This is a genomic window from Rummeliibacillus sp. JY-2-4R (assembly GCF_053847205.1).
Genome location: NZ_CM132623.1, coordinates 289235 through 314393 on the forward strand (window position 1 = coordinate 289235; position 25159 = coordinate 314393).

Annotated in this window: 24 protein-coding genes; 14 read left to right on the top strand and 10 right to left on the bottom strand. The window is 35.9% G+C overall.

From position 1 onward, the window contains the following. Positions 1-83: 83 nt before the first annotated feature. The gene (locus ACWV26_RS01375) at positions 84-1109 is read right to left on the bottom strand and encodes a DUF2804 domain-containing protein (protein WP_455896607.1); all 1026 of its coding nucleotides are present in this window, start codon (positions 1107-1109) and stop codon (positions 84-86) included. A 188-nt stretch (positions 1110-1297) separates the two neighbouring features. Here ACWV26_RS01375 and ACWV26_RS01380 point away from each other — a divergent pair, with 188 nt between their 5' ends. Both ACWV26_RS01380 and ACWV26_RS01385 read left to right on the top strand, forming a co-directional pair. Next, complete coding sequence (locus tag ACWV26_RS01380) at positions 1298-1780, top strand: amidase domain-containing protein (RefSeq protein ID WP_455896608.1); 483 nt, start codon at positions 1298-1300, stop codon at positions 1778-1780. A gap of 105 nt (positions 1781-1885) precedes the next feature. Further along, positions 1886-2458, top strand: a complete 573-nt coding sequence (locus ACWV26_RS01385; RefSeq protein WP_455896609.1) for a nitroreductase family protein — start codon at positions 1886-1888, stop codon at positions 2456-2458. Between the two features lie 204 nt (positions 2459-2662). Here ACWV26_RS01385 and ACWV26_RS01390 read toward each other — a convergent pair whose 3' ends face one another. Further along, complete coding sequence (locus tag ACWV26_RS01390; RefSeq protein WP_455896610.1) at positions 2663-4045, bottom strand: dipeptidase; 1383 nt, start codon at positions 4043-4045, stop codon at positions 2663-2665. 164 nt (positions 4046-4209) lie between these two features. Between ACWV26_RS01390 and ACWV26_RS01395 the strand changes: the two genes are divergently transcribed. Then, positions 4210-5460: a hemolysin family protein gene (locus ACWV26_RS01395; RefSeq protein WP_455896611.1), complete on the top strand. Its 1251-nt coding sequence runs from the start codon at positions 4210-4212 to the stop codon at positions 5458-5460. A 481-nt stretch (positions 5461-5941) separates the two neighbouring features. After that, entirely contained in the window at positions 5942-6490 is a 549-nt protein-coding gene (locus tag ACWV26_RS01400; RefSeq protein ID WP_455896612.1) for an RNA polymerase sigma factor, read from the top strand. A 102-nt stretch (positions 6491-6592) separates the two neighbouring features. On the opposite strand, the gene ACWV26_RS01405 is transcribed toward ACWV26_RS01400, so the two are convergent. From ACWV26_RS01405 to ACWV26_RS01415, 3 genes are all read right to left on the bottom strand, one after another. Continuing rightward, positions 6593-7018 (bottom strand): MarR family winged helix-turn-helix transcriptional regulator, encoded by a 426-nt coding sequence (locus ACWV26_RS01405; protein WP_455896613.1) that lies wholly within the window; start codon positions 7016-7018, stop codon positions 6593-6595. A gap of 24 nt (positions 7019-7042) precedes the next feature. Beyond that, positions 7043-7447 (bottom strand): transcriptional regulator Spx, encoded by a 405-nt coding sequence (spx, locus tag ACWV26_RS01410; RefSeq protein WP_455896614.1) that lies wholly within the window; start codon positions 7445-7447, stop codon positions 7043-7045. A 194-nt stretch (positions 7448-7641) separates the two neighbouring features. Beyond that, positions 7642-8529, bottom strand: a complete 888-nt coding sequence (locus tag ACWV26_RS01415) for a YitT family protein (RefSeq protein ID WP_455896615.1) — start codon at positions 8527-8529, stop codon at positions 7642-7644. A 235-nt stretch (positions 8530-8764) separates the two neighbouring features. Between ACWV26_RS01415 and ACWV26_RS01420 the strand changes: the two genes are divergently transcribed. Continuing rightward, complete coding sequence (locus ACWV26_RS01420) at positions 8765-8920, top strand: hypothetical protein (protein WP_455896616.1); 156 nt, start codon at positions 8765-8767, stop codon at positions 8918-8920. 463 nt (positions 8921-9383) lie between these two features. Here ACWV26_RS01420 and ACWV26_RS01425 read toward each other — a convergent pair whose 3' ends face one another. The 3 genes from ACWV26_RS01425 to ACWV26_RS01435 all read right to left on the bottom strand — a co-directional run bounded on the left by ACWV26_RS01425 (position 9384) and on the right by ACWV26_RS01435 (position 12465). Continuing rightward, the gene (locus tag ACWV26_RS01425) at positions 9384-10943 is read right to left on the bottom strand and encodes an ABC-F family ATP-binding cassette domain-containing protein (protein ID WP_455896617.1); all 1560 of its coding nucleotides are present in this window, start codon (positions 10941-10943) and stop codon (positions 9384-9386) included. Between the two features lie 205 nt (positions 10944-11148). Then, positions 11149-11340, bottom strand: coding sequence for an SE1832 family protein (locus tag ACWV26_RS01430; RefSeq protein WP_455896618.1), 192 nt, complete (start codon positions 11338-11340; stop codon positions 11149-11151). Positions 11341-11385: 45 nt separating this feature from the next. After that, positions 11386-12465: a PseG/SpsG family protein gene (locus ACWV26_RS01435; protein ID WP_455896619.1), complete on the bottom strand. Its 1080-nt coding sequence runs from the start codon at positions 12463-12465 to the stop codon at positions 11386-11388. 221 nt (positions 12466-12686) lie between these two features. Here ACWV26_RS01435 and ACWV26_RS01440 point away from each other — a divergent pair, with 221 nt between their 5' ends. The 9 genes from ACWV26_RS01440 (at position 12687) to ACWV26_RS01480 (ending at position 23325) form a co-directional block, all read left to right on the top strand. Beyond that, positions 12687-13250, top strand: coding sequence for an NADPH-dependent FMN reductase (locus ACWV26_RS01440; protein ID WP_455896620.1), 564 nt, complete (start codon positions 12687-12689; stop codon positions 13248-13250). A gap of 145 nt (positions 13251-13395) precedes the next feature. After that, a complete protein-coding gene (locus ACWV26_RS01445; protein WP_455896621.1) occupies positions 13396-13539 on the top strand; it encodes an RAxF-45 family protein in 144 nt (47 codons plus the stop codon). 102 nt (positions 13540-13641) lie between these two features. Further along, positions 13642-15429: a ribosomal protection-like ABC-F family protein gene (gene abc-f, locus ACWV26_RS01450; protein ID WP_455896622.1), complete on the top strand. Its 1788-nt coding sequence runs from the start codon at positions 13642-13644 to the stop codon at positions 15427-15429. Positions 15430-15571: 142 nt separating this feature from the next. Next, complete coding sequence (locus ACWV26_RS01455; protein ID WP_455896623.1) at positions 15572-17752, top strand: DNA topoisomerase III; 2181 nt, start codon at positions 15572-15574, stop codon at positions 17750-17752. 124 nt (positions 17753-17876) lie between these two features. Then, positions 17877-18371: a hypothetical protein gene (locus ACWV26_RS01460; protein ID WP_455896624.1), complete on the top strand. Its 495-nt coding sequence runs from the start codon at positions 17877-17879 to the stop codon at positions 18369-18371. A gap of 16 nt (positions 18372-18387) precedes the next feature. Further along, positions 18388-18870, top strand: a complete 483-nt coding sequence (gene ybaK, locus ACWV26_RS01465; protein ID WP_455896625.1) for a Cys-tRNA(Pro) deacylase — start codon at positions 18388-18390, stop codon at positions 18868-18870. Positions 18871-19014: 144 nt separating this feature from the next. After that, positions 19015-19644, top strand: coding sequence for a YczE/YyaS/YitT family protein (locus ACWV26_RS01470; protein ID WP_455896626.1), 630 nt, complete (start codon positions 19015-19017; stop codon positions 19642-19644). A 206-nt stretch (positions 19645-19850) separates the two neighbouring features. Further along, the gene (locus ACWV26_RS01475) at positions 19851-21944 is read left to right on the top strand and encodes a choice-of-anchor J domain-containing protein (RefSeq protein ID WP_455898152.1); all 2094 of its coding nucleotides are present in this window, start codon (positions 19851-19853) and stop codon (positions 21942-21944) included. Between the two features lie 181 nt (positions 21945-22125). After that, positions 22126-23325 (top strand): glycine C-acetyltransferase, encoded by a 1200-nt coding sequence (locus ACWV26_RS01480; protein WP_455896627.1) that lies wholly within the window; start codon positions 22126-22128, stop codon positions 23323-23325. Between the two features lie 84 nt (positions 23326-23409). On the opposite strand, the gene ACWV26_RS01485 is transcribed toward ACWV26_RS01480, so the two are convergent. Then, a complete protein-coding gene (locus ACWV26_RS01485; RefSeq protein ID WP_455896628.1) occupies positions 23410-24081 on the bottom strand; it encodes a methionine ABC transporter permease in 672 nt (223 codons plus the stop codon). Beyond that, positions 24081-25100, bottom strand: a complete 1020-nt coding sequence (locus tag ACWV26_RS01490; RefSeq protein ID WP_455896629.1) for a methionine ABC transporter ATP-binding protein — start codon at positions 25098-25100, stop codon at positions 24081-24083. Before ACWV26_RS01490 ends, ACWV26_RS01485 begins: the two co-directional genes overlap by 1 nt. Positions 25101-25159: the final 59 nt, after the last annotated feature.

Here is a 25159-nt window from a genome sequence, read left to right on the forward strand (position 1 = left end):
AGATAAAAAGAATTGAATCCATCATTAGAAAGGGCTGTTCCAAAGTATATGTTTATACTTTGGAACAGCCACTTTCTTTTTTATTACCATTTTGCAATATGTTCTTCCACCGTTCCAAGCAATTGTTGAATAGGCAGCATGCGACCGTTTTGCAAACGAATACGACCGTTGTAGTAACCAACCATTTGATGAGTGGAAGACTTCATTAGTTTTATATCTGTTTTTGCTTCACGTTCAAAAAATGGTGTAAAAGTAAGACGGACATCATCTGTAAATTTCGTGGTAATCTGCCAAGGCTGCATATAATTTTTGCTATTATATTGGAATATAACATCTTCATGGATTTTTTGCATACGCCCGTCAATGAAGATAGCATTCTCGGTCATACCTGTTCCATCTGTCCACTTTCCACCAAAGTTTAAAGCAATACGCTTATGATTGCCGCATCGTTGCGAAGCCATGCCAAAGTTCCAAGTAGCTTCTCGTGGCCAAACACCTCGGCCGTAGTCAAGTACTGCAAAACAATCTTCTTCGTAAAAGTTATATCGTTTATCTCCAATCTTTACATAGCCGCTTGTTGGGAGTGAATGATGTTTTGCGGTGAACTGAAAGGTTTGACGATTCCAAGGGATGACAACGTTGAGCGAGTCATCCTCTTCCGGATGTAGGATTGTTAAGTCTGCATGTAAAAGGTCTCCATCAAAATCAGGAATTGTTACAGTCATTTGTGTTTCACCTTGACCATACAATAATTGTATTTTGAGGTCATTAGTATTGAATGACACGGTATCTAAAACCTCTTCTGGCATTTTCAATTTGTAACCAAGAGGAATAGTGACAGTTTTCTCAAAATAGCGTTGCGTTTCATATTCGAGAAAATAGACATAGCAAATTGCTGCGTAGTCTAGATGGCTTATGGTTGCAGAGAACATAATGTCGTCCCCGAAGATACACCAAGAGTTCCACTTTTTCTTACGCATCATATGCCCTTTTAAATTACTTATTATGATGGGCTTTCTTGAAAACCCTATAGCGGCAGGATTCAAGTTGCCTTTTCTATCACAGAGTAATGTCGCGTCAACAATCTCTTTTTCAGCGTGCTGTGTCAATTCGAACATCCTTTCAAACCATAAATTAGGAGATAGTAAATTATGTTGCTTTCATTGTATCAAAAAATATGTGAAATTGGTCACTCCTATTAGGAAAGTTGTAAATGTAATTAATTTGTCATATCAAATCCAAAATCAGTATCAATTGGCATTGATCTTACATACAGTAAAATAGGAGGTTATGGACTATGTATAATAGGCTAAAAGCAGTTGAATATGCAAATCGTTGGTGGAATAATTTCAATCCTGCTTTTCCAAAATTCGATGATGATTGCACGAATTTTATCTCACAATGTTTGTTAGCAGGTGGTGCGCCGATGACAGGAGCTCCAAACAGAGTGAAAGGTTGGTGGATGAAGGGAGGGACTTGGAGCTACAGCTGGACGACTTCAAACTCACTTCGTTGGTATTTAGAAACTTCGAAAAAGGGATTAAGAGGAATAAGAGTAAATAGTGTAGAAGAATTACAGCTGGGAGATTTAATTTTTATAGATTTTGATGGGGATGGTAAGATTAACCATACTTTAATGATTACAAGTATTATAAAAGGTGTTCCTTATGTCAATGCACATACAACAAACAGTTATCATCGTCTATGGACATACGAAGATTCAAGTGCATATACGCCAAATATAAAGTACTACTTCTTTAAAATTGAAGTCACTCCGTAGTTGCAGTTCTTTTAACTTTTAAACTGACTGTGGTAATGTGAAGAGGGTAATATACATACAAGTATATCCATCGTAAATTGTGTACGAATTATAGGAGTGATAATGTTGAACGAACAATCTTTAACGGTGAAAGAAGCAATACGTAGTCGTCGATCTATTAAATTATTTAACGGGCAACCTGTGAATCGCGAAGATTTAATGGAAATTATTAATGATGCTGTGTGGGCACCAAATCATGGTAATCGTCAACCTTGGCGTATTGTTCTAGCTGCTGGGACTGAATTAGACTCATTAATAGAGCTGATTCGTGAGTATGCAGTGCCTGATTGGAAAGAAATTTCTTCTGATGCACTAGTAAAGAAAATGTTGAAATTCTCTACACCGGGTGCTTATGCATTTATCATTGTACCTCAAGACGTTCGCCAAAAAGAACGTTACGAAGACTTTGCAGCTGCTAGTAGCTTCATTCAAAATATGCAATTATTAGCATGGGACAAAGGAATCGGAGCTTGTTGGAAAACACCAAACTGGATAGACAATCCAAAATTCCGCGAAGCATTAGGTGTAAAACCAGAAGAACGCATCATCAGTATGCTTCAATTTGGCTACTATGACGCTGTTCCAAAAGAAAAGCCACGCAAATCAGCTGAAGAAATTGTTACGATTTTTGGTGAGTAAATAAAAGCTGAAGCGATTTGCTTCAAGGAAGATAGCCTAAAAACGCCACATCGTGTGGCAACGGCTATCGGGTACACATCCTGTGCACCCTCGAGGGGCTAGCCGCTGAAGCTGGATAAAAATTAAAGCTGAAGCGATCTGCTTCAAGAAAGAAAAAGTAAAGCCAGCATTCCAAATTTAGAATGCTGGCTTTTTTGTAATTGTTTATTTTGATAATTTTTCGATTTCATAGTAATAATCACTAATCACGCGAAGACCTTTATCAAAGTTTTCTAAGTGGAAATGTTCATTTGGAGCATGGAAGTTTTCAGTTGATAAGGCAAAGCCCATCATGATAACAGGTGCACCTAAAATTTCATCGAACGTTGAAACGATTGGAATAGATCCACCAGCACGGATATAAGCTGTTTTCGCATCATATTGTGTTTCATATGAACGGCCTGCAGCTTGAATATATGGGTGATCAAGTGGTGTGATAAATGGTTTTCCTTTATCAAAGTCAGTGACTGTAATGTCAACACCAGCTGGTTTATGCTTTTCTATATGTGCACGTAATTGCGCTACAATTTCATCTGGATCTTGGTCTGGGACTAAACGACAAGTGATTTTAGCACCAGCAGTTGCAGGAAGTACTGTTTTAATACCTTCTCCAGAGAATCCACCAAATACACCGTTTACTTCTAAAGTTGGTCGAGCCCATGTACGTTCAAGGTAAGTGTAACCTTTCTCACCGTATAGTTCTTTAACACCAGCTTCTTCTTTAATGCCTTCTTCATCAAAGTCTAAAGCTTCATATGCGGCTTTTTCCTCAGCTGTAATAGGACGAACTTTATCGTAAAAACCATCTACTGCGATTGTGCCATGTTCATCATGGAAAGAAGAAAGAATATCTGCTAATGCATGAATTGGATTTTGAATGCCACCACCATAAATTCCTGAGTGAAGATCACCTTTTGCAGCACGAACATCGACTTGCACGCCTGTTAATCCGCGTAATGCATAACATACAGCAGGGCGGCCTGGAGCATAAAGACTAGTGTCAGAGATTAACACTAAATCTGTAGCTAATTCATCTTTGTGTGCTTCTACAAAAGCGGGTAGATTAACACTACCAATTTCTTCTTCGCCTTCAATTAGGAATTTAACATTTACAGGTAGTTCACCGTTTTCTTTCATAAAAGCTTCGATTACCTTTACATGCATAAATACTTGGCCTTTATCATCACTTGAACCACGAGCATATAAAATATTGTCTCGAATTTCAGGTTTAAATGGTTCACTATCCCATAACTCTAAAGGATCTACTGGTTGGACATCATAGTGACCGTATACAAGAACAGTAGGCTTGCCTTCAGCATGTAACCAATCTGCAGTCACCACTGGATGACCTGCTGTTTCATTAACTTTGATATTTTCTAGTCCTGCGTTTTTCATCGATTCGCCTAGGAAAGCAGCAGCTTTTTTCATATCTTCTTTATGTTCAGACAAAGAACTGATACTTGCGATGGACAAAAATTGCTTCATTTCTTCAAGGTGATTTTCGCGATTTGTAGTAAAGTAAGTATTTAATACTTCTAATTGACTCAACTTTATCCCTCTTTTCAATATTTCAATAACAGAACGATTATACCATAGCAGTCATTTTATAGAGAAAGGACAGCTTTCTAAAATGTGGTATTCACTAAATTATGGTATATTATGTAGTATAAATGATGCACGGAATATGAACGCTTTTTTGGGGAGGAATTTAGTTGGAATTTTTTTGGCTTGCCATCTGTTTGTTCATCTCCTTTTTCTTTTCTGGAAGTGAGACAGCATTAACAGCTATCAATAAGATGAAGGTCCAGCTACGGGCAAATCAAGGGGATCGTATGTCTCAAAAATTGAACTTATTAATAGAGCAGCCCGACCGCATGATTACAACGATTTTAATTATTAATAACACAGTCAATATTTTGATGCCTACTTTATTGACAATAATTGCAATTAGATATAACTGGCAATTATCAATTGCTACGACCGTCTTGACGATTATTGTAATTGTTTTTGCAGAGGTATTACCAAAAACGATTGCTGTAACATTTGCGGATCGATTAGCATATATTGTTGCACCAATTATTGCTTTGTTTGTGAAAATTCTAAGCCCGATTACTTGGATTTTACAAAGCTTTACGAATATGTTTATTCGGATTATTTCCAATGGAACAGTAACAGAGGCAACTTTAACGAAGGAAGAGTTTCGTAGTATGGTCGATGTTGCTTCAATAGAGGGGGCATTTGACGAAATAGAATCGGTACGTTTAAAAGAAGTGTTGGATTTTCCTGATAAGGATGTGTCAGACGTTTTAGGAACGCATCGAACAGATGTTGTTGGGTTACCAGTTGATGCTACATATGAGGAAGTACGAGATACAATACTTGAGTACTCATTTACACGTTACCCTGTTTATGAAGAAAGCTTGGATACGATTGTTGGGATGTTTTATTCTAAGAAATTCGTTGAATGGTCATTAGATCCAACAAAGAAGTTGGTAGACTTTATGGATCCTGATCCACTTTATGTTGTCTCTACAGTTAGCATTGAAAAAGTGTTTACATTAATGCTTACTCAAAAGAAACATTTAGCGATTGTACTAGACGAATACGGTGGAACACTGGGCATTGTTTCGCATGAAGATTTAATTGAGGAAATGATTGGGCTTGAAATTGAAGATGAATCGGATGAAGAAGAAGAGTCATTAATCTATGAGCTAACTGAAGATACATTAGTCTGTCATGGTCGTTTAGAAATCGAAGAGGCAAATCGTAAATTTACTGTTGAAATCCCTCAAGACCATGAAACTGTAGGTGGATTTGTGTTGGAACTGAGCTTGCATATTCCTGAACCAGGCGAATCATTCGATTTTGAAAATCTTCATATTGTAGTAAACGAAGTAGATGATAGTCGAATCACAAAATTAACAATTACCAAGAAGCAGCTTGAACAAGAATCAGATGAATAAGAAAACAAAAGAAGGCTTAGTAGAAATTGCTACTAGGTCTTTTTTTGTGCATAGGGAAGCGCGAAGTCTAATATGTATGGATATATAATACTCTAATTATTTAGGATGACACTGTAAAAGTGATTATAGAAAAATTTGTATCAGTACCACAAATGCTATTGAAGTGGAATCGGCGAAGACTCCCGCAGGAAAGCGTAGCCGACTCCAAAAACCCAATTAGAATTAAAATAGTTTCTCAGTGCCTTAAAGTGTGGCAAAGGAGAATGCTCAAACTCTAGGCTTCATGGAAAGCACCAACGGACTAGAACCGCAAAGAATATTCGTGCTTTTTAGAGATTGAATGATAGGACGAATTATTACATCAAAAGTATCCCAACCTTACACGAATGTAATGTAATTGAAAGTTAATCCGATAGAGTGAAATATATATTTTTGCGAAAATAGGTTTATCAAAGCAAGACGATAACCGGAGGATTTAAAAATGAAAACTACAATTGAAAATGTTTATGAAGAATTTAATCGTTATATATATCACTTATGTTTAAAATTAACTCGTAACAAATCTGAAGCTGAGGATCTAATGCAAGAAGTTTGGGTAAAAGTTGTTCGCTATGAATCTTATGTTGCTGAAGTAGAACATGTAAAAGCTTGGTTAACAACAATCTGTATGAATACATTCCGCGACCGCTATCGCAAAAATGTTCGTCGTAGTAAGTACATGATGAGTCAACCTGAAGCTTTAGACGTTCCAGTATTAGATTTGGTTCCCAACAATGAGCCATCTACTGAAGCGGTAGTAGAGCAAGAAGCCGTTTCTAAAATTGTGCAAGAGAAAATTAACCAATTAGACAGCATTTACCGTAATACTCTTTTATACTTTTATGTAAATCAATATTCTTTAGTAGAGATTGCAGAATTAATGAAAGTATCAATCGGTACCGTAAAATCACGTCTTTTCCGTGCAAAACAACGTTTAAAAGACATCATGATGTCTGATGTAACGTCAGCAGAGGTAGTTTTACCGGCTTAGTATGAACTACAGTCTTAAAATAGCAAAAGATAAAAAAACAAAACTCGAAACTCTTAATCATTTTGAAGAGTGACGAGTTTTTTTTATGGGAATTTAAATTTTTTAGCCTAATAGACATTTCGAGAAGATGTTACGTAAAGAATGAATCTCTTCTTCTGTCAGCATACCGAACATTCGATCAACGATATTCATAATATGTTCATGGGCAGTTTCTAAAAGCGATTGACCAGCATCAGTAATCTCTAGCTGAGAGGCACGGCGATCAGTTGCATTTTTGGTTTTTGTAATGTAGCCGGCCTTAATCAACTTTGTAGTGAGTACAGTCACACCACCTGTAGTAACGTGAAGTCTTTCTGCTAGAGAAGAAGGCCGCATGGGACCTTCTGTTTCAAGCAAATCGAGTATGAAGATATGTGTTTTGGACAATCCCATAGTATTGTGGCTATTCCATTCATTTGCCCATTTTCTTTCCACAGAAGATACAATTTCAAAAAGGGAAGTAATGCTTTCTCTTCTTGTTTCATTCATAATTTTCAACTCCAAAATGTACTATTAACATTCAAGCGACAAGCGTTGCATTTCATATAATTCATATTCACGAACCTTACGAGGTACAAAACGACGAATATCCATTTCATTGTAGCCAACTTGTAGGCGCTTATCATCTAAAAGAATTGGACTACGTAACATTTTAGGGTGGTCTTTTATAATTTCATAAAGTTCTTGGATTGATAATTGTTCAATATCGCAACCTAAGTTTTTGAAGTCCTTTGAGTTTTTAGAAATGATTTCATCTGTGCCATCTTCCGTCATGCTTAAAATACGCTTAAATTCAGGAAGTGTTAATGTTTCAGAAGTGATTCTTTTTTCTTTATAAGTAATATTATTATCTTTAAGCCATTGTAAAGCCTTTTTAGAAGAGGTACAGCTTGTTTGAGTGTAAATTGTAACAGTCATATAGATTCCTACTTTCCGTAATTTCATTATATTTATATCTTATCAGTAAGATATTTATAAGTCAATGTAGATTTATGAAAAAATGAGTCAAATTTGTGGATAAATGAGCATATCCTTAAATTTATCAACCCTATAGATTGCAGGTAAATGAAAAAATCACTGTATCAAAATGGATGCAGCGATTTGTTGTAGGATTAGTGAATATCTTTTTTCTTAAAGTTTCCCCCTTGAATTTCGGTCATATTACTAAATGCCAGGAATGCAGTGGAATCAACGTCTTCCACGATACTTTTAAGCTTTGCCTCTTCAAGTCGGTTAATAACACAGAAAATGACTTGTTTTTCATCTTTGGTATAGCCACCCTTACCATTGAGATATGTAATACCTCTTCCTAAACGGTCCATAATAGCTGAGCCAATTTCATCTGCTTGATCACTAATAATCCAAATAGATTTTGTTTGGTTGAAACCTTCTGATACTAAATCAATTGTTTTAAAAGCGATAAAATAAGCGATTAACGAATACATAGCACGGTCTAAACCAAATACAAAACTTGCACTCCCTAAAATAAATAGATTCATGAACAAAATAATTTGTCCAACAGAAAACGGAAGCTTTTTATTGAATAAAATGGCTAATGTTTCACTACCATCCAAGCATCCACCTGCACGAATCGCAATCCCTACACCAAAACCAAGCATAATTCCTCCAAGCACAGTTGCTAAAAGTGTATCATTTGTGAATGCGCTTCCATGTGGGAAGAAAGAAGTTGTTATTGATAAAATGACAATCCCATATGCTACTGAAATAGCAAAACTTTTACCAATTTGTTTATACCCTAAATATAGAAAAGGTAAGTTAAATAAGAAGAGGAAAATACCAAGTGATATACCCGTTATATGGGATGCCATCATGGCAATACCGGTAACACCACCGTCAATTAAATGATTGGGGATTAGCACCTTTTCAAGGCCAATTGCCATGATTAAAGCGCCTAGAGTAATTAAAGCAAAACGAATGAAGATTCTTTTATGTCTTGCTTTTCGTTTCGTTATACTGTCCGAACTGTCACTATTGCTCATATAAAACACCATCCTTACACCTTTTGTACCATGTTAATTATACGACTTCAAGCGATAGGTAATAGATGATGCAAAAGTGGAAAAAAGAGTTGAAGTATTCGGATATAAGAGTGGATTCTGAAATACGGGTAATTTTTGTATAAAATGGTATAATTGTTAGTGGTAACTAGTCGGGTGGGAGGTTGCCTTCATATTCCCTTGTTTTCGTAAATTGCGAGAGGGGGGAGGTGACCAAATGGAAATTCTAACGAGCGTATTAGTGGAAGCGGTTAAAGTGATTGTCAGTCAGACGATTATTTTATTATTTAAAGTAATTTCCACTAAAAAACGTAAAAAGAAGACCACCCGCCTTGCAACCAACAAAACCGGGAAGTCTTCTAGCAACAAATAAAGAAGCAACTGACCACGTTGGGTAGTTACCAGGCGAGATGTTACCGCATCTCGTCTCACTTATATATGTTTCATTATAACATAATTATACATATTATAAAAAACAAGAGCCTTTATTTGGTAGTGCAAAAAATCATTTTAGGAAAAATAAATGAAAAGGAATGGTACATTGAAGAGAAATGAGTTTACTACGATTAAATACACATTTTATATAATAACGTTAATTTCTTTTATTTATATTGTGTATCTCTTAATGTTTTCATCCTATGTATCAGAATATCTTCTTGCTAGAGCAGTACCTTGTGCTATTCTATTTTTCGCATCTTCAATTTGTAGCTGTATATTATTAGTGAATGAAAAAATAAACCACCTGAAAAAGAGTGTAGCAAAAAAACATCCCTAAACGGGATGTTTTTTGCTACAAATGAAAATTGAATTTTGATTTAGATGTCAAAAAGCTTTTATTATTGATGCCCTTGAGAGAACCATTCTGCTACATTCCAAACTTTTGTAACAAGGCCATCATAAAATTCGGGTTCGTGGCTGACTAATACGATTGTACCTTTGTATTCTTTCATCGCACGTTTTAATTCGTCTTTTGCATCGATGTCTAAATGGTTTGTAGGTTCATCGAAAAGCATCCAGTTACTTTCTTCCATCATTAATTTACATAAACGTACTTTTGCTTGTTCTCCACCACTTAGCTGATTTAGAGGGCGAGAGATATGTTCATTCTTTAATCCGGTTTTGGCAAGTAAGGCACGAACAGTTGCTTGCTCTAGTGAAGGGAATGCATTCCATACATCCTCGATCGGTGTAATATTACCTGCTTTGACTTCTTGTTCGAAATAAGAGGGGAATAAGAAATCTCCACGTTCTACTTTACCGCCTAGTGCAGGGATTTTGCCCAACATGGTTTTTAATAATGTAGATTTACCAACGCCGTTCATCCCAACAAGTGCAACTTTTTCCCCACGTTCAATTTGGAAAGTAAGTGGTGGAAGCAATGGTTTGTCCTTGTCATAACCAATTAGTAAGTTTTCAGCTTCCACTACAAAGCGACTTGAACTACGTGATTCTTTGAATGAGAATTGTGGTTTTGCAGCTGTTTCAGGACGGTCAATACGTTCCATACGATCCAATTGCTTTTGCCGAGATTTTGCACGACCGGTTGTAGAGAAGCGTGCTTTGTTCTTAGCGATAAATGTTTCTTGTTTTTTTATAAAATCCTGTTGCTTTTCATAGGCATCAATATGTTGGCGCTTATTAATTTCTGCAAGTTCAAGGAATTTCTCATAAGTTGCAGTATAACGTGTTAGTTTTGAAAATTCTAAGTGGAATATAACATCTACTACACCATTCATAAATTCAGTATCATGTGAGATTAAAAGAAAAGCGTGTGGATAATCTTTTAAATAAGTGCTTAACCAATTAATATGTTCTTCATCTAAATAGTTAGTTGGTTCGTCTAATAGCAAAACTTTTGGCTTTTCTAAAAGAAGTTTTGCTAATAATAATTTTGTTCGTTGACCACCAGAAAGGGCAGTAACGTCACGGTCTAAACCAATCGCATCAAGACCTAGACCACGTGCAACTTCTTCGATTTTCATATCTAATGTATAGAAGTCACCAGCATCTAAGGCATCTTGTATAGCTGCCATTTGTTCTAATAGGACCTCTAATTCTTCAGGTGTAGCATCCGCCATCTTTGTTGTGATTTCGTTTAATTCTTCTTCTTTTTTGTAAAGAGGTAAGAAAGCATCGCGTAATGTATCGCGCATAGTTCTACCTGGTGTTAATACAGCATGTTGATCTAAATAGCCATAGTGTGTGCCGGGAAGCCATTCAACACGGCCTTCATCATGGATTAACTCGCCTGTTAGAATATGCATTAATGTTGATTTACCAACGCCATTTGCGCCTACAAGACCAACATGTTCGCCTTCTACAATTCTAAAAGATACATCTTTAAAAAGGGTACGATCGCCAAAACTATGGCCTAATTTTTCAACGGTTAATATCATTTGTTTTATAGTCCTCCGTATCCATGCACTGATTAGAGCATGGGTAGTGTGATTTTTGGTATGTTGGTGAGTGTTTCTTAGTTAAAGGTTTTCAAAAATATATTCTTATTATTGGTAGTAAAGCTCCATAATAAGTTTAAAGGGGAGACCCTAAGTTGAAGTTTAAAATTAATTCACAGCAAAAAGCGCCTTATCAACAGGCGCTTTAGTCTTTAAAAGACTCTAATTGTTTATTTAGTTCAGCAAGTTGTTTTTCCATATCTGAAAGACGTTGTTCTGCTTTTTCAATTAGTTCTGGATAGCCAGTAGATTCTAGCTTTTCAATATCACCTTGTTGGCGAATATAGTCACTTTTAAGTTCTGCTATTTGATATCGTAATTCGTCTTTTGTTGGCATGTTGAAACTCCTTATTCATTAGGGCATTTTGTTCTGTCTTTTTTGTTATTGTATCATATCACTGGTTTTCTTGGCTTGTTCTTCTACTAAAAATGCTGCAGATTTTGAATGGCTTGTAAAGAAGCTTTTTAATAGTGATTGAATATATTGGTTATTTCTGTTTAAATCAATACTCAATTGCTTACGCACAGCGTGTTCGACTCTCGCTTCGTGTAAAAGAAACTCCATAACAGCATTTTGTAATAGGGACTGTTTTAGCTTTTTTCCCAATCCAAGATTGATGAATCCGTTTGCTTCAGAAGGGAAAATATGTTGCATTTCAATTTCATCATAGCAAACAACGATACATGGAATGCCAATGGTTGCAACTTTATAAGGAGTATATTTTGCGCCACAAATTACAATATCTGCCTCACCTAATAACTCATAGAGGGCATTGTCTTTTTGTATAATTTTAATGTTTTTTCGACTAAGAGCCATAAGTTTTAGTTCATCTACATCATGTTCATAACTGGATTGTACGATAACTGAAATTTTAATTGGGATTTGTAATTGTAATAAATGGCGTAAAATACGGTAACTTGTATTATCCGGATCCGTACCCTCAATCGATACAACGATGTGCGGCTTATCAGATGAAGTATCTGTTTTTTTTTGAATAGCTTGTAATTGTTTCGGTACGACATAAGAAGAAGGTCCGATTAAATAATGTGGCAATAGTTTTTCACGTTTTTCTTGATACAACGTGTGGAATACACAATCTGCAGCTGATCCGCCTTCTCCGAAATCATCAAAATGGATAATGGTAGGGATAAAAGTTTTTAAATGGTCGATTAAAGGTAATTCTGTACTACCTGCATCATGGATGAGTAAACTTGGTGATAATTTGGTAAGCTCTGAAATTAATTGCTTGTCATTTTTATAGACAGTAGGATTGAAACCCTTATTAATTAAATATTCAACTGCTCGATCGTCTTCTTTAACCAAAATTTGAGTATGTTGTCGATCGAACATGGCAGAAAGAGTAACGATTCTTTCAATTGGGTATAAATTATGGCAAGGAGTCACTGCTCCAATAAAAACGGTCTTTTTGGTTGTTTCCTCAGTTCGTTGAAATTTCATCATACATCTCCATCCTTTCCCCTGCTCTTTTCAATTTATGGGATGAAGCGGTGTAATATGTATAAAATTAAAGATTATGAGTTTACTTTGTTCAGGAGAATCCTAGGTTGTTTACTCTTTCCGTCAAAAGACTGAATTGTTGTGAATTGAAGTATTGCACCTTCTGAAAGCTATTTGCATTTGTTACAATAACTTTAGGAATTTTGAATTGGAGGTAACACCTAATGAAAATCTTACTTGTTGACGGCACCATTATTGGACGAAAAACAGGTGCTATTTTAGAGCAAGTTGAACAATATATAAAAGAATTTGATGACAGTTTAGAAATTTCTCAGCTCCATCTTGGTGATTTTGATCACCAATTTGTAGATGGTCGTCCATTTGATCAATACAACGATGATATGAAAAAGTTAATAAAAACATTAGAAGAAGCGGATGGCTATATTTTCGCAACTCCTATTTTCCAAGGTTCAATTCCAGGTGTTCTTAAGAATACGTTTGATTTTCTTAATCCAAAAGCCTTGAGATATAAACCAGTGTCAATCGTAGCGAATGGTGGTACATACCAACACCATTTAGTAGTAGAAAATCAACTAAAACCTATCCTTGATTATTTTCGTGCATTAGTGACGCCAAACTATGTCTATACACATGCTAGCCATTTTGATAAAGACAATAAAATTATCGATGAAAATATACATGATCGTCTTCGTGAAATGGCACGTGTCTTCGTAAAATATTGCGAACTCAGCCAAGATTTACCTAAGGAAACAATTGATCAACATTAATTCAAGTGAAAAAGCTGCTCAATTTTTTGAGCAGCCTTTTTGTTTCTTCAGGTAAAATTCATGCACTAGGAGATATAGGTCTATTTTCAAAAAATTCGATATATGTTATAATTCAAATAATTAAATTGAATCGGAGGTGAAAAGAATGAAAAATTCAGCTATGAAGACAGGTGTAAATTTAGATACAGCTATGTATTTTGCACGTGTCATTACTTTTGATTTTGCTAATAACGGGATAAGTATGTCCTTTTTTCAATGCAAATCAAATAAAAAACACGTAGCTGATTAACCATTCTTTTCACAAGTTTAGACTTGTAAAGACTGCTCGTTAATGAGCAGTCTTTTTCTTTTTGCTTTTATGGATTTTCGCTACGTAAATGGAGTGGATCAAATGTATATAAAAGCTGAAAACATCACCAAATCATTTGGTGGTCATCTAGTATTTGAAAATTTAACAGTTGACATAAAAGCGTCGGATCATGTAGCTATTGTTGGAAATAATGGCTGCGGTAAAACAACATTATTACAACTATTAGCTGGTGTTGAAACACTTGATGAAGGAAGAATTATTAAAAAGAAAGATAGTACCATTGGCTATTTACATCAAATTCCCTTTTATCCTAACTTCACAGTCAAAGAGGTTCTAATGGAGGCGTTCTCCAATTTATTGACTATTCAGCAGAAAATGGCTGAACTTGAGCTACAAATGTCTATCGAAGAAAACTTAGAAAAAATATTATCGGAATATGGTCGATTACAAGAGCAATTTATGCAACTTGATGGGTATGAAATTGATTCAAAAATGGCAAGTGTTGCAAATGGCTTAGGTATTCAAACATTACTTGATCAATTATTTATTGATTTAAGTGGTGGTGAGAAAACAAAAGTTATGTTAGGTCAAATATTGCTAAAAAATCCTTCTATTTTATTGCTAGATGAACCGACTAATCACTTGGATTTACATGCAATTGAGTGGTTGGAAGAGTATGTAAGTACTTTTTCTGGAACTGTTATTGTTGTCTCACATGACCGACAATTTATGAATAATGTCGTTCAAAAAGTAATTGAACTAGAAGATGGAGAAGCATCTACTTTCCTTGGAAACTACGATGCATACGTCAAAGGCAAAGAAGAAAAGATTGAACAAGAGTTTGCTCAATATGAGGAACAACAAAAGAAGATAAAAAAAATGAAAGAAGCAATCAAACGTTTAAGACAGTGGGCAAATGAGGCCATTCCTCCTAATCCTGACTTGTTTAAAAAAGCTAAAAGTATGGAGAAAGCTTTAGAGCGAATTGAGCTAGTAAAGAGACCCAAAGTCGAAAAGAAAATGAATTTACAATTAGATGTGTCAGATCGTAGCGGTAAAGAAGTTATAACGATTGAAAACGTTACGAAATCATTTAAAACACCTTTATTTAATGAAGTAAACTTTTCTGTTTATTGGCAAGATCGTATTGCGATCGTTGGTGAAAATGGAACGGGAAAATCAACTTTGCTGAAAATGATGCTTGGTCATGATAAACCTGATGAAGGGCGATGCATAATCGGGAGCAATGTAAAAATTGGTTATCTTGCTCAACAATTTGAAACGGTGGACGATCAAATTCGGTTAATCGATGCTTTTCGTGAAAATATTTCAATGACAGAGGAGGAGGCAAGACATGTACTCGCAAAGTTTCTGTTTTATCGCTATGATGTTTTCAAAAAAGTAAAGAATTTAAGCGGTGGAGAGAAGATGCGATTACGCCTTGCACAGTTAATGCAACAAGATATTAATCTTCTCATATTAGACGAACCAACGAACCATCTAGATATTGAATCGAGAGAGGTTTTAGAAGAAAATCTTCAAAATTTTGCTGGAACAATAATTGCTGTAAGCCATGACCGCTATTTTCTGCAAAAAATATTTACTAAAATTGCGTGGATTGAGCAGCAAAAAGTAGTAATACATCAAGGCGATTACCTATGGGCGAAGGAAAAGCAAAAGGCAAATAGACAAAATTCGATAAAAGAAAAAGACGCAAAAATCACTAAGCATCCAAAGCAACATACTTTGGAAGAAGAAATAGAAAAAGTTGAAAGGAAAATGTTGAAGCTAAAGAATTCGGAACTAGAATATGACAAGCTACAAAAGAAATTAGATCAGTTAAATGAAGAGTGGTTAGCTGAGTCTTAATATTTTTCTATAAAATAGGAAAACAACCTAAGGTATCCGATAAAATGCCTTAGGTTGTTTTATGAATTTTTATTAATACGCAACATTTTTCTATACAATCCCTATTTCCGTTATAATAGTAGACATTGAGAGGAGCGGAATTATGTCAAAATCTTTAGTTTTAGCTGAAAAGCCATCTGTAGCACGTGACATTGCACGCGTATTAGGTTGCCAAAAGAAAGGAAACGGCTTTTTAGAAGGTACACAATATATCGTGACATGGGCACTTGGTCATTTAGTGACACATGCAGACCCAGAACAATACGATAATAAATATAAAGAATGGAAAATGGAGGATCTTCCGATTATTCCTGACCCATTTAAATTGGTTCCGATTCGTCAAACAACGAAGCAATTTAACGCAGTTAAGTCGCAACTAGCACGCCAAGATGTCAATCAAGTCATTATCGCAACAGATGCTGGGCGTGAAGGAGAGCTTGTAGCACGCTGGATTTTAGCAAAAGCGAAATGTCACAAGCCGATTAAACGTTTGTGGATATCTTCTGTCACAGACAAGGCGATTAAAGACGGATTTGCACATTTAAAGGATGGACGCGCTTATAACAATTTATATGAAGCGGCCGTTGCTCGTGCAGAAGCTGACTGGGTTGTAGGGATTAACGCCACGCGTGCCTTAACGGTAAAATACAATGCCCAGTTATCAACAGGTCGTGTACAAACACCAACTTTAGCGATGATTGCAGAACGTGAAGAGCAAATTAAGAGCTTTAAACCGAAAACCTATTATGGTCTTCAAGCTATTGCAAATGATGCAACATTTACATGGTCTGAAAAGGGGACAAATCAAACCCAATCGTTCAACAAAGAGAAAATAGAACAATTACTTAAAAAACTAGACAATGTACAAACGGCAACAGTACAAGATGTACAAACTGTTCCTAAAAAGACATTTGCCCCGACACTATTTGATTTAACTGAGCTACAAAAAGAAGCACATAAACGATGGGGATGGTCTGCAAAAGAAACGTTATCCACATTACAAAATTTATATGAGCATCATAAAATCGTGACTTATCCACGGACTGATTCCAAACACTTAACATCTGATATGGTCGATACGTTAGCAGATCGTATTAAAGCATCAGCAGTTGGGGATAACCGTGCAGCAGCCAATACACTTTTACGAAATAAACAAGTCAAACCGCAAAAAGGGGTTGTGGATAACGCACGGGTTTCAGATCACCATGCCATTATTCCAACAGAAGAGCCTGCGATTTTGCCAAATCTATCAGATAAAGAGAAAAGACTATACGACTTAATTGCCAAACGCTTCTTGGCTGTGTTCTTTGGACCTTACCAATACGACCAAACAACCGTCACGATTGAAGCAGGTGGAGAGATCTTTAAAGTAAAAGGAAACACAGTTCGTGATGAAGGTTGGAAGAAAGTTTATCACCAAGATGATGAGGAATCTGCAAGCAAGTCTTTACCTCCATTTAAAAAAGGCGAGTCCATTAAACTTCGCGCGATTGCCATCACTCATGGTGAAACAAAACCACCAGCTCGTTTCAATGAAGGGACACTTCTTGCAGCAATGGAGAACCCTACCCAATTTATGAGCGGGGAATCAAAAGAGCTCATCCAAACATTACATGAAACAGGTGGTATTGGTACGGTTGCAACTCGTGCAGATATTATTGAAAAACTATTTAAGTCATTTGTTATTGAGAAAAAGGGTAAAGACTTATACACAACATCAAAAGGTCGCCAACTACTAGATCTTGCTCCAGCAGATTTAAAGTCCCCTGCATTAACAGCGGAATGGGAAAAAGAATTGACGAAAATCGCAAAAGGTTCAGCTAAGAAATCTGATTTTATAAATCAAATGATAGGTTTTACAAAAAAAGCGGTAAAAGACATTAAATCAAGTGATAAAAAATTCAAACATGATAATGTTTCTGGAAAACAATGCCCAGACTGTGGAAAACTTTTACTTGAAGTGAATGGCAAACGCGGTAAAATGCTCGTTTGTCAGGACCGCACTTGTGGATATAAGAAAAAAGTATCCACATTAACAAATGCACGCTGTCCTGTTTGCCATAAAAAACTAGAGTTACGCGGTGAAGGGGAAGGACGTATCTTTGTATGCTCCTGTGGACACCGAGAAAAACTATCTGCTTTTGAAAAACGCAAAGAAACAGCGGGTAATACAAAAGTGTCAAAACGTGATGTTCAAAAATATATGAAAAAACAAGAAGAGCCAGCAAATAATGCAATGGCTGAAGCATTACAAAAATTGTTTGGAAATAAAGAATCAGAGTAATACTTGCTAAAATAGTATATTTTTCCTTCGAATAGATTAGCTAAATATAAGAAATTATACATTTCTAATTCTCAAATATTGGTGCTACTATAATTTTAACTATTTTAGGGAAGAGGTGGTTGATTTGAATATTACTTCTCTTGTAAGTAATCGCTTTGCAGATGTGGAACATCGAAAGAGAGTGCTTCGTCACAAAACGGCAGATGCAATTTATCGTAGGAATGCTCAATACTTTAAACCTAAAACGAATCCAGCACTTGAAAATCTAGTGGATTTATTGACAGGGAAAAAAGAGCAAGAGCATAAGCCTGAAGTGCAATCTTCAATCCGCAAATTACAGCAATTGCATAAACACGATGACCAAGTAAATCAAACGATACAGGATGTTTCTTCAACAAGGATTACCATTCAAAGTCAATCATCTCAGATCCCTGATTCTGCAACAAGAACAAATCAAAAGAAAACTTATACAGATACTGCAAATTCATCTAAAACGACTGTCGAAGAAAAAGTAAAACACCGCTTGTTTGAAAAGGCAATATCTCATTACACTTTTCAAGTGCAAGTAGCAAAACAAGGATTTCAACTTGCACAACCAACTATTTATCTTTCAATCTGAGGAAGTGATGCTATAAATGGCTAAACATAAAATTCAAAAGACCAACGCTGTACGTCTATTAGATCAACAAAAAATTCCCTATATACTAGCAGAATATGAAGTGGAAGATGGCAAAATAGATGGTGTCTCTGTTGCAACGAAAATCAATGAACCGCAAGAATTAGTTTTTAAGACACTTGTAGCCACTGCAGGTAAAGGAAATCTCTACGTCTTCGTCATTCCTGTCGCAGAAGAATTAGACCTAAAAAAAGCTGCAAAAGTGGTAGGCGAAAAGAAAATTGAAATGTTACATGTAAAAGACTTACTACCAAACACAGGTTATATTCGAGGCGGTTGCTCACCTATTGGTATGAAAAAACATTACCCAACATTCATCGATAGCACTGCTGAACAAGTGGACAAACTATTCGTAAGTGCCGGTAAAATTGGTATGCAAATTAACATCACCCCAGAAAACCTAAAAAAAGCGACCAACGCCACATTCGTTTCACTTACTTAATAAAAGTGAAGTAAATTATTTTGGAAGCTATTATCATTTCAAAATGCCCCATTTCTTGATAAACTAGATAAGTTATTTTAAAGTAAGCCTTTTATGTCAATTCATAAATAGGCTTTTCTTTTCTCAAAAGAAAGAAGGATATAGATGAACAAAGCATATATATGGCGCTGGCTATTCTTTTTTATAGGTATTACAACCATTAGTCTTGGTATATCTTTGACAGTGAAAGGACAACGATTTGGCGTAAGTTCTTGGGATGTTCTACATATTGGATTATATAATCATTTGGGCTTATCAATCGGATTATGGTCCGATATAGCTGGTTTAGTCATTATTACGATTTCTTCGATTGGTTTACGCCAATTCCCTAAAGTTGGAACGTTTATCAATATGATTTGCATTGGATTAATACTCGATTTCTTTAACTGGCTTTTACCGGATGCGCATAGTATCTTAATCCAATTCTTCGACTTTATACTCGGTGTTATTTTGGTAGCAGTTGGAGGGGGCATTTATATTTCAGCTAATTTAGGTGCTGGTCCACGTGATAGTTTAATGTTACTAGCAGTTGAGAAGTTCCATTGCAGTATTACGTTAGCACGTACTATTATGGAGGTTGTTGTCGCATTTGCAGGTTACCTTCTGGGGGGACCTGTAGGAATTGGTACCATCATCATGGTGTTCGCTCTTGGTCCGATTGTCCAATTTTCACTAGGAATTTGTCGTAAATTACTGTTGAAATGTATTGGTGATCAACACGTTCCAATATATTAAAAATGAATAGAGTTCCCTAGTAGTAAGAGTTTCCCGAAAAGTTCGTCTGTCGGGAAACTCTTTTTTTGTCGATACTCTATGCATTTGATAATAATTCGAAATTCGAAAAATCGTTCTCTCGAATTATTTTCAGAAAAATCTATCATGTTAGAATATTTATTAAGAGTTTCAAATTATGGAATGGGGGAGGTTTTTTCTTGAAGAAGATGAAATGGGTTCCTTTATTACTTTCAAGTAGCCTAGTACTAGCATTATTGAGTCCTTTGTCGAGTGAAAAAGTCAGTGCAGAAACAAAATCTTATGAGAAGTGGAATACCGAGCGCTATGGTGATCGTATCGATATTGATCAAGAGTTAAATAAACAAACTGAAAGTGCTGATTTCCAAAAGAAAGCAGAGGAAAAGATTAAAGCACAAGCAGATGAGGCGAAGGAATTAACAGAATCACAGGAAGCAGCAGACCCTAATTTCACATATGATGGGGGCACCAAAGTATTTTTAAACAGGAATTTAGAATTTAAGGAATTTACTTTACGAAGCGTTGGCGACAATGTAGAAGTATGGGTGGCAAAGGATTTAGCATATGGACCGAATAACCCTCGAAAAGCTGATGTTGTCACACAAGCGCAAGTGGACAAGCTTCGTGATGAATTTGACAAAAATATATATCCGAAAGCAACCGATTTCTTTGGTACACCTAATCCGCTGGATGGATCTAAAGCGATTCTTCCAGGTTTAGTAGGATTACCTAGTGATTATTACAAAGGATCAGACAAGGTAATCATGCTTGTAGATAACATTAAAGACGAAGGGTGGAATAATCCAAACTATCCATTCTTTGTTGCTGGTTTCTTCTGGCAAACGTTAGAAAATTATATAAATCGTAACATTATAACAATTGATACTAACTCATGGGATACTCGCTTAGAATCTACTTACTTTGGTACAACGATTCATGAATTGCAACATCTAATCCAAGCAGATAATGACCCGTCTGAAGAAACTTGGGTCAATGAGGGGATGTCAACATTCGCTGAATATTTAGGTGGATATAGTCATGATGACGGTTCGATTAATTTCTTCCTCGACCACCCCGAAAACTCACTAGTGAACTGGGATGAACATTATAGTGCAGAAACGGGCCCAGAAACAATTGCAGATTATGGAGAAGTGTATTTGTTCATGCTTTATCTATACGATAAATTTGGCCATGACTTTATCAAATCGTTGGCAACTGATGGCACTTCCCAAGGCATTGAAAGTGTAGAAAAAGTCTTAAAACAATACAAAACAAACAAAGATTTTACGAAAGTCTATCAAAACTTTATGACAGCATTAGCACTAGATGATAGTACCGTAAGCAAAGATTATAATTTTGATAGTATCAATTTACGTGATTTAGTAGTGGATAATAAGGGGACAAAACGTGGGAAAACAGTCGATTTTGAAAAAGCGTTAACGTATGAAAAACAAGGTGTACCTGCATGGGGCGGTGATTTTAAGTCCCTTGATTTTACAAGAGAAATAAGAGGTATGAAATTTAATGGTGCGGACTTCTTGCCGCTACAATGGAAATCGGTAGCAGACCCACTAGGTTCAGGAAAACAAGTTCTATGGGGCAATACAGGTAGCCAAGCTGATAATCAGATGATTTTTGAAGCAGATTTATCTTCTACGAACAAAGCTACTTTAAACTTTGACCATTATTATAATATTGAAGAAAACTGGGATTTCGGGGCTGTTCAAGTATCTACAGATAACGGGGAAACATGGACAAGTCTAGCGAATGACCATACAAGGTCAGATATTGTTCCAGAAGGCTATCCAAATACAAAAGCTAATTTACCTGGTTTTACTGGAACAAATAAAACATGGACAAAAGAATCATTTGATCTATCCAAATACGCAGGCAAAAAAGTATTAGTTGCTTTCCGTTATATGACAGACTGGGGCTCAGAAGAAGCTGGCTGGTATGTAGACAATATTAGCATCCCAGAAATCGGCCTATCTAAATCAGGTGTATCAACTGACGGTTTTGAATCCATTGGCCAAGTGAAAAAAGATTATGTTGATTATACGGTGACATACATTCAAACAAAGAAAAATGGGAAACAACGTGTTTATCAAGTAAATCCATTTAATGTATCCGATGCACAAGCGCTTGATATTCAGAAAATACTAAGAGAGGGCAATGTAAAAATGATTACTTCTTACGCTGCGAAACCAGGTCAATTAAACCCGGTAGACTTTTCATATGAAGTAATCTTAAAAGGTGATCAACCAAACAAAGGGAAAAAGTAAGGTGAGTAATAGGGCATGCGGTAATTGCATGCCTTTTCTCTGTAAATACAACTGTTCCCCTCAAATGAACATTAGATGTTATTTTATTAGGGAATCTAATTAAAATAATAATATTAGTTCTTTTCAGGAGTACAAAACGGTTATTCGTTATGCTACAATATCGGTATAATCGTATGAAAGGATGATGACCTTGTCAAACGTACTCAATACTTTCGTTAATGACAATTTACAACAGCTTCGTGACCAAGGTTTATACAATGAAATTGACCCAGTTGAAGGTGCCAATGGTCCAGTAATACAAGTCCGTGGTAAGAAACTAATCAACCTATCTTCAAATAACTATCTTGGCTTAGCAACAAATCCTGAATTAAAAGAAATTGCTAAAAAAACAATCGATGAATACGGTGTAGGTGCAGGTGCTGTTCGTACAATCAACGGTACTTTGGATTTACATGTTAAATTAGAAGAAAAGCTAGCAGAATTTAAGGGAACAGAAGCAGCAATTTCCTATCAATCTGGTTTTAACTGCAATATGGCAGCTGTCTCTGCTGTTATGGATAAAAATGATGCGATTTTATCAGATCAATTAAATCATGCTTCCATCATAGACGGCTGTCGCTTATCAAAAGCGAAAATTATTGCATACAACCACTCTGATATGGAAGATCTTCGCCAAAAAGCGAAAGAAGCAACAGAATCAGGTCTTTACAATAAAGTCATGGTTATTACAGACGGCGTTTTCTCTATGGATGGCGATATTGCAAAACTTCCTGAAATTGTAGAAATCGCAAAAGAATTTGACCTTATTACATATGTTGATGATGCCCATGGCTCAGGTGTAACAGGTAAAGGGAAAGGGACTGTCAAACACTTCGGTCTACAAAATGAAATCGACTTCCAAATCGGTACATTATCTAAAGCAATTGGTGTAGTCGGCGGATATGTAGCTGGTAAGAAGAACTTAATAGACTGGCTGAAAGTTCGTTCACGTCCATTCTTGTTCTCAACTGCTTTACCACCAGGTGACGTTGCAGCCATTACTCGTGCTGTTCAAATGTTAATCGACTCAACAGAACTTTGTGACAGACTTTGGGAAAACGGCGATTATTTAAAAGCAGGATTGAAAAAACTTGGCTTTAACATTGGTCACTCCGAAACACCAATCACACCATGTATCATCGGTGACGAAAAGCTAACACAACAATTCTCATCCCGTCTAATCGAAGAAGGCGTATACGCAAAATCCATCGTCTTCCCAACTGTTCCAAAAGGCACCGGCCGTGTCCGCAACATGCCAACCGCTGCCCATACAAAAGAAATGTTAGACGATGCACTAGCTATCTATGAAAAAGTAGGGAAAGAACTAGGAGTTATTTCTTAAAGCTAGAAATCTTTATAAATGATAAAAAGGTGTGGATAAGTATTTGAAATACTTTATCCACACCCTTTATTATTTTGCTAACTCTTAATCCTTTTTTAAATTTGCGGCTAAACGATTGCCGAGGGATTGAACCACTTGAACAATCACAATTAATAAGAAAACTGTCGCATACATAACATCTACTTCATAACGTAAGTAACCAAAACGGTATGCGAGATCACCAAGACCACCAGCACCGACCATACCTGCCATTGCTGTTGCACTAATTAAACTAACGGTGGAAATTGTAAGAGCCAAAATAATGGAAGGTCTTGCTTCACGTAATATAACATTCCAGATGATATGGCGTGTTTTGATTCCCATTGCTGTATAGGCTTCTACTACACCAGCATCTACTTCTAATAATGCAGATTCTATTAAGCGGGCGATATAAGGGGCTGTATAAATAACAAGCGGAACAATTGCACCACGAACACCTATAGTTGTACCGACAATTGATTTTGTAAAAGGCAAGATAAAGAATAATAATATGATGAATGGAACAGAACGAACGATATTAATGAGTAAATTTAAAATTTGATAAACAAATTTATTTGCTAAAGCTTGTCCTGGTCTAGTTAGAACCACAAGAATTCCTAAAACAATCCCAATCACAACTGCAAATACTAGAGAAACCCCAACCATTTGGAACGTTTCTAAAATAGCTTTCCAAATGATAGGTAGCCATTGATCAATAAATTTTTCATAACGATCCATTAGTTTACACCCCGCAATTCTTCTGTACGGACACCTTGTCCCTCTAAATATTGAAGTGCTTTGTTAACATCTTGTGCATCTCCATTTAAATGGACGACGATATTACCAACAACACCATTTTTCAATTCAATAATATTTGCCGTTAAAATATTTGGCGTAACATTAAATAACTTACTGATTTCAGCTAATGCAGGTTTACCTGTACTTTCTCCAACGAAGGTAAGGCGAGTAACGCTCCCTGTTACATTTAGTTGTTCGATTAATGAACTGGATAAGTTACGCTGTGAAATAGTGTTTAAGAATTTTTTTGTAGTAGGTTGTTGTGGATTCGTGAATAAGTCAATCGTAGATCCTTGTTCAACAATATGGCCACTTTCTAATACATACACATAATCGCAAACTTTTTGAATAACGTTCATTTCATGAGTAATGAGTAAAATTGTAATCCCAAATTCCTTATTAATCTTAAGTAAAAGATCGAGAATGGAATCTGTTGTTTCTGGGTCAAGAGCACTTGTCGCCTCATCACTTAGTAAAATTTCAGGTTCCTGAGATAATGCTCTAGCAATAGCAACACGCTGCTTTTGACCACCAGATAATTGAGCTGGATAGTTATTTGCTTTGTCTTCCAAATTGACAATTTTTAAATACTTGTCAACCCGCTTTTTAACTTCTTTTTTATCAAAGCCTAATAGTTTAAGTGGAAGTGCAATATTGTCATAAACCGTAGCTGTTTTTAACAAATTAAACCCTTGGAAAATCATACCGATTTTTGTTCGGACTGTACGGAGATTCTGAGGCGAGAGATTAGTAATTTTTTCGTTGTCTATGTATATATCACCGTTTGTTGGCTTTTCAAGTAAGTTTACGCAGCGAATAAGTGTACTTTTCCCAGCGCCACTATAACCAATTACACCGTGAATTTCTCCTTTTTTGACATCAATATTGACATCATCTACTGCAGTAATCGTTTTATTATTAACGGTAAATTTCTTTGTAACATGCTCTAATTTAATCATCATATTACTCCTTTTTAAGGAGATTGCCACCGCCAAAGATGGCAATCTATTCTAATTAA

Bases quoted from the DNA above. Each gene is read 5' to 3' on its own strand.
- ACWV26_RS01405 (WP_455896613.1), bottom strand. From the start codon at position 7,018: ATGAATGAAACAAGAAGAGAAAGCATTACTTCCCTTTTTGAAATTGTA.
- spx (WP_455896614.1), bottom strand. From the start codon at position 7,447: ATGACTGTTACAATTTACACTCAAACAAGCTGTACCTCTTCTAAAAAG.
- ACWV26_RS01485 (WP_455896628.1), bottom strand. From the start codon at position 24,081: ATGGATCGTTATGAAAAATTTATTGATCAATGGCTACCTATCATTTGG.
- ACWV26_RS01480 (WP_455896627.1), top strand. From the start codon at position 22,126: ATGATGACCTTGTCAAACGTACTCAATACTTTCGTTAATGACAATTTA.
- ACWV26_RS01455 (WP_455896623.1), top strand. From the start codon at position 15,572: ATGTCAAAATCTTTAGTTTTAGCTGAAAAGCCATCTGTAGCACGTGAC.
- ACWV26_RS01420 (WP_455896616.1), top strand. From the start codon at position 8,765: ATGGAAATTCTAACGAGCGTATTAGTGGAAGCGGTTAAAGTGATTGTC.
- ACWV26_RS01380 (WP_455896608.1), top strand. From the start codon at position 1,298: ATGTATAATAGGCTAAAAGCAGTTGAATATGCAAATCGTTGGTGGAAT.
- ACWV26_RS01490 (WP_455896629.1), bottom strand. From the start codon at position 25,100: ATGATTAAATTAGAGCATGTTACAAAGAAATTTACCGTTAATAATAAA.
- ACWV26_RS01445 (WP_455896621.1), top strand. From the start codon at position 13,396: ATGAAAAATTCAGCTATGAAGACAGGTGTAAATTTAGATACAGCTATG.
- ACWV26_RS01470 (WP_455896626.1), top strand. From the start codon at position 19,015: ATGAACAAAGCATATATATGGCGCTGGCTATTCTTTTTTATAGGTATT.
- abc-f (WP_455896622.1), top strand. From the start codon at position 13,642: ATGTATATAAAAGCTGAAAACATCACCAAATCATTTGGTGGTCATCTA.
- ybaK (WP_455896625.1), top strand. From the start codon at position 18,388: ATGGCTAAACATAAAATTCAAAAGACCAACGCTGTACGTCTATTAGAT.
- ACWV26_RS01425 (WP_455896617.1), bottom strand. From the start codon at position 10,943: ATGATATTAACCGTTGAAAAATTAGGCCATAGTTTTGGCGATCGTACC.
- ACWV26_RS01415 (WP_455896615.1), bottom strand. From the start codon at position 8,529: ATGAGCAATAGTGACAGTTCGGACAGTATAACGAAACGAAAAGCAAGA.
- ACWV26_RS01435 (WP_455896619.1), bottom strand. From the start codon at position 12,465: ATGATGAAATTTCAACGAACTGAGGAAACAACCAAAAAGACCGTTTTT.
- ACWV26_RS01440 (WP_455896620.1), top strand. From the start codon at position 12,687: ATGAAAATCTTACTTGTTGACGGCACCATTATTGGACGAAAAACAGGT.
- ACWV26_RS01475 (WP_455898152.1), top strand. From the start codon at position 19,851: ATGAAATGGGTTCCTTTATTACTTTCAAGTAGCCTAGTACTAGCATTA.
- ACWV26_RS01430 (WP_455896618.1), bottom strand. From the start codon at position 11,340: ATGCCAACAAAAGACGAATTACGATATCAAATAGCAGAACTTAAAAGT.
- ACWV26_RS01400 (WP_455896612.1), top strand. From the start codon at position 5,942: ATGAAAACTACAATTGAAAATGTTTATGAAGAATTTAATCGTTATATA.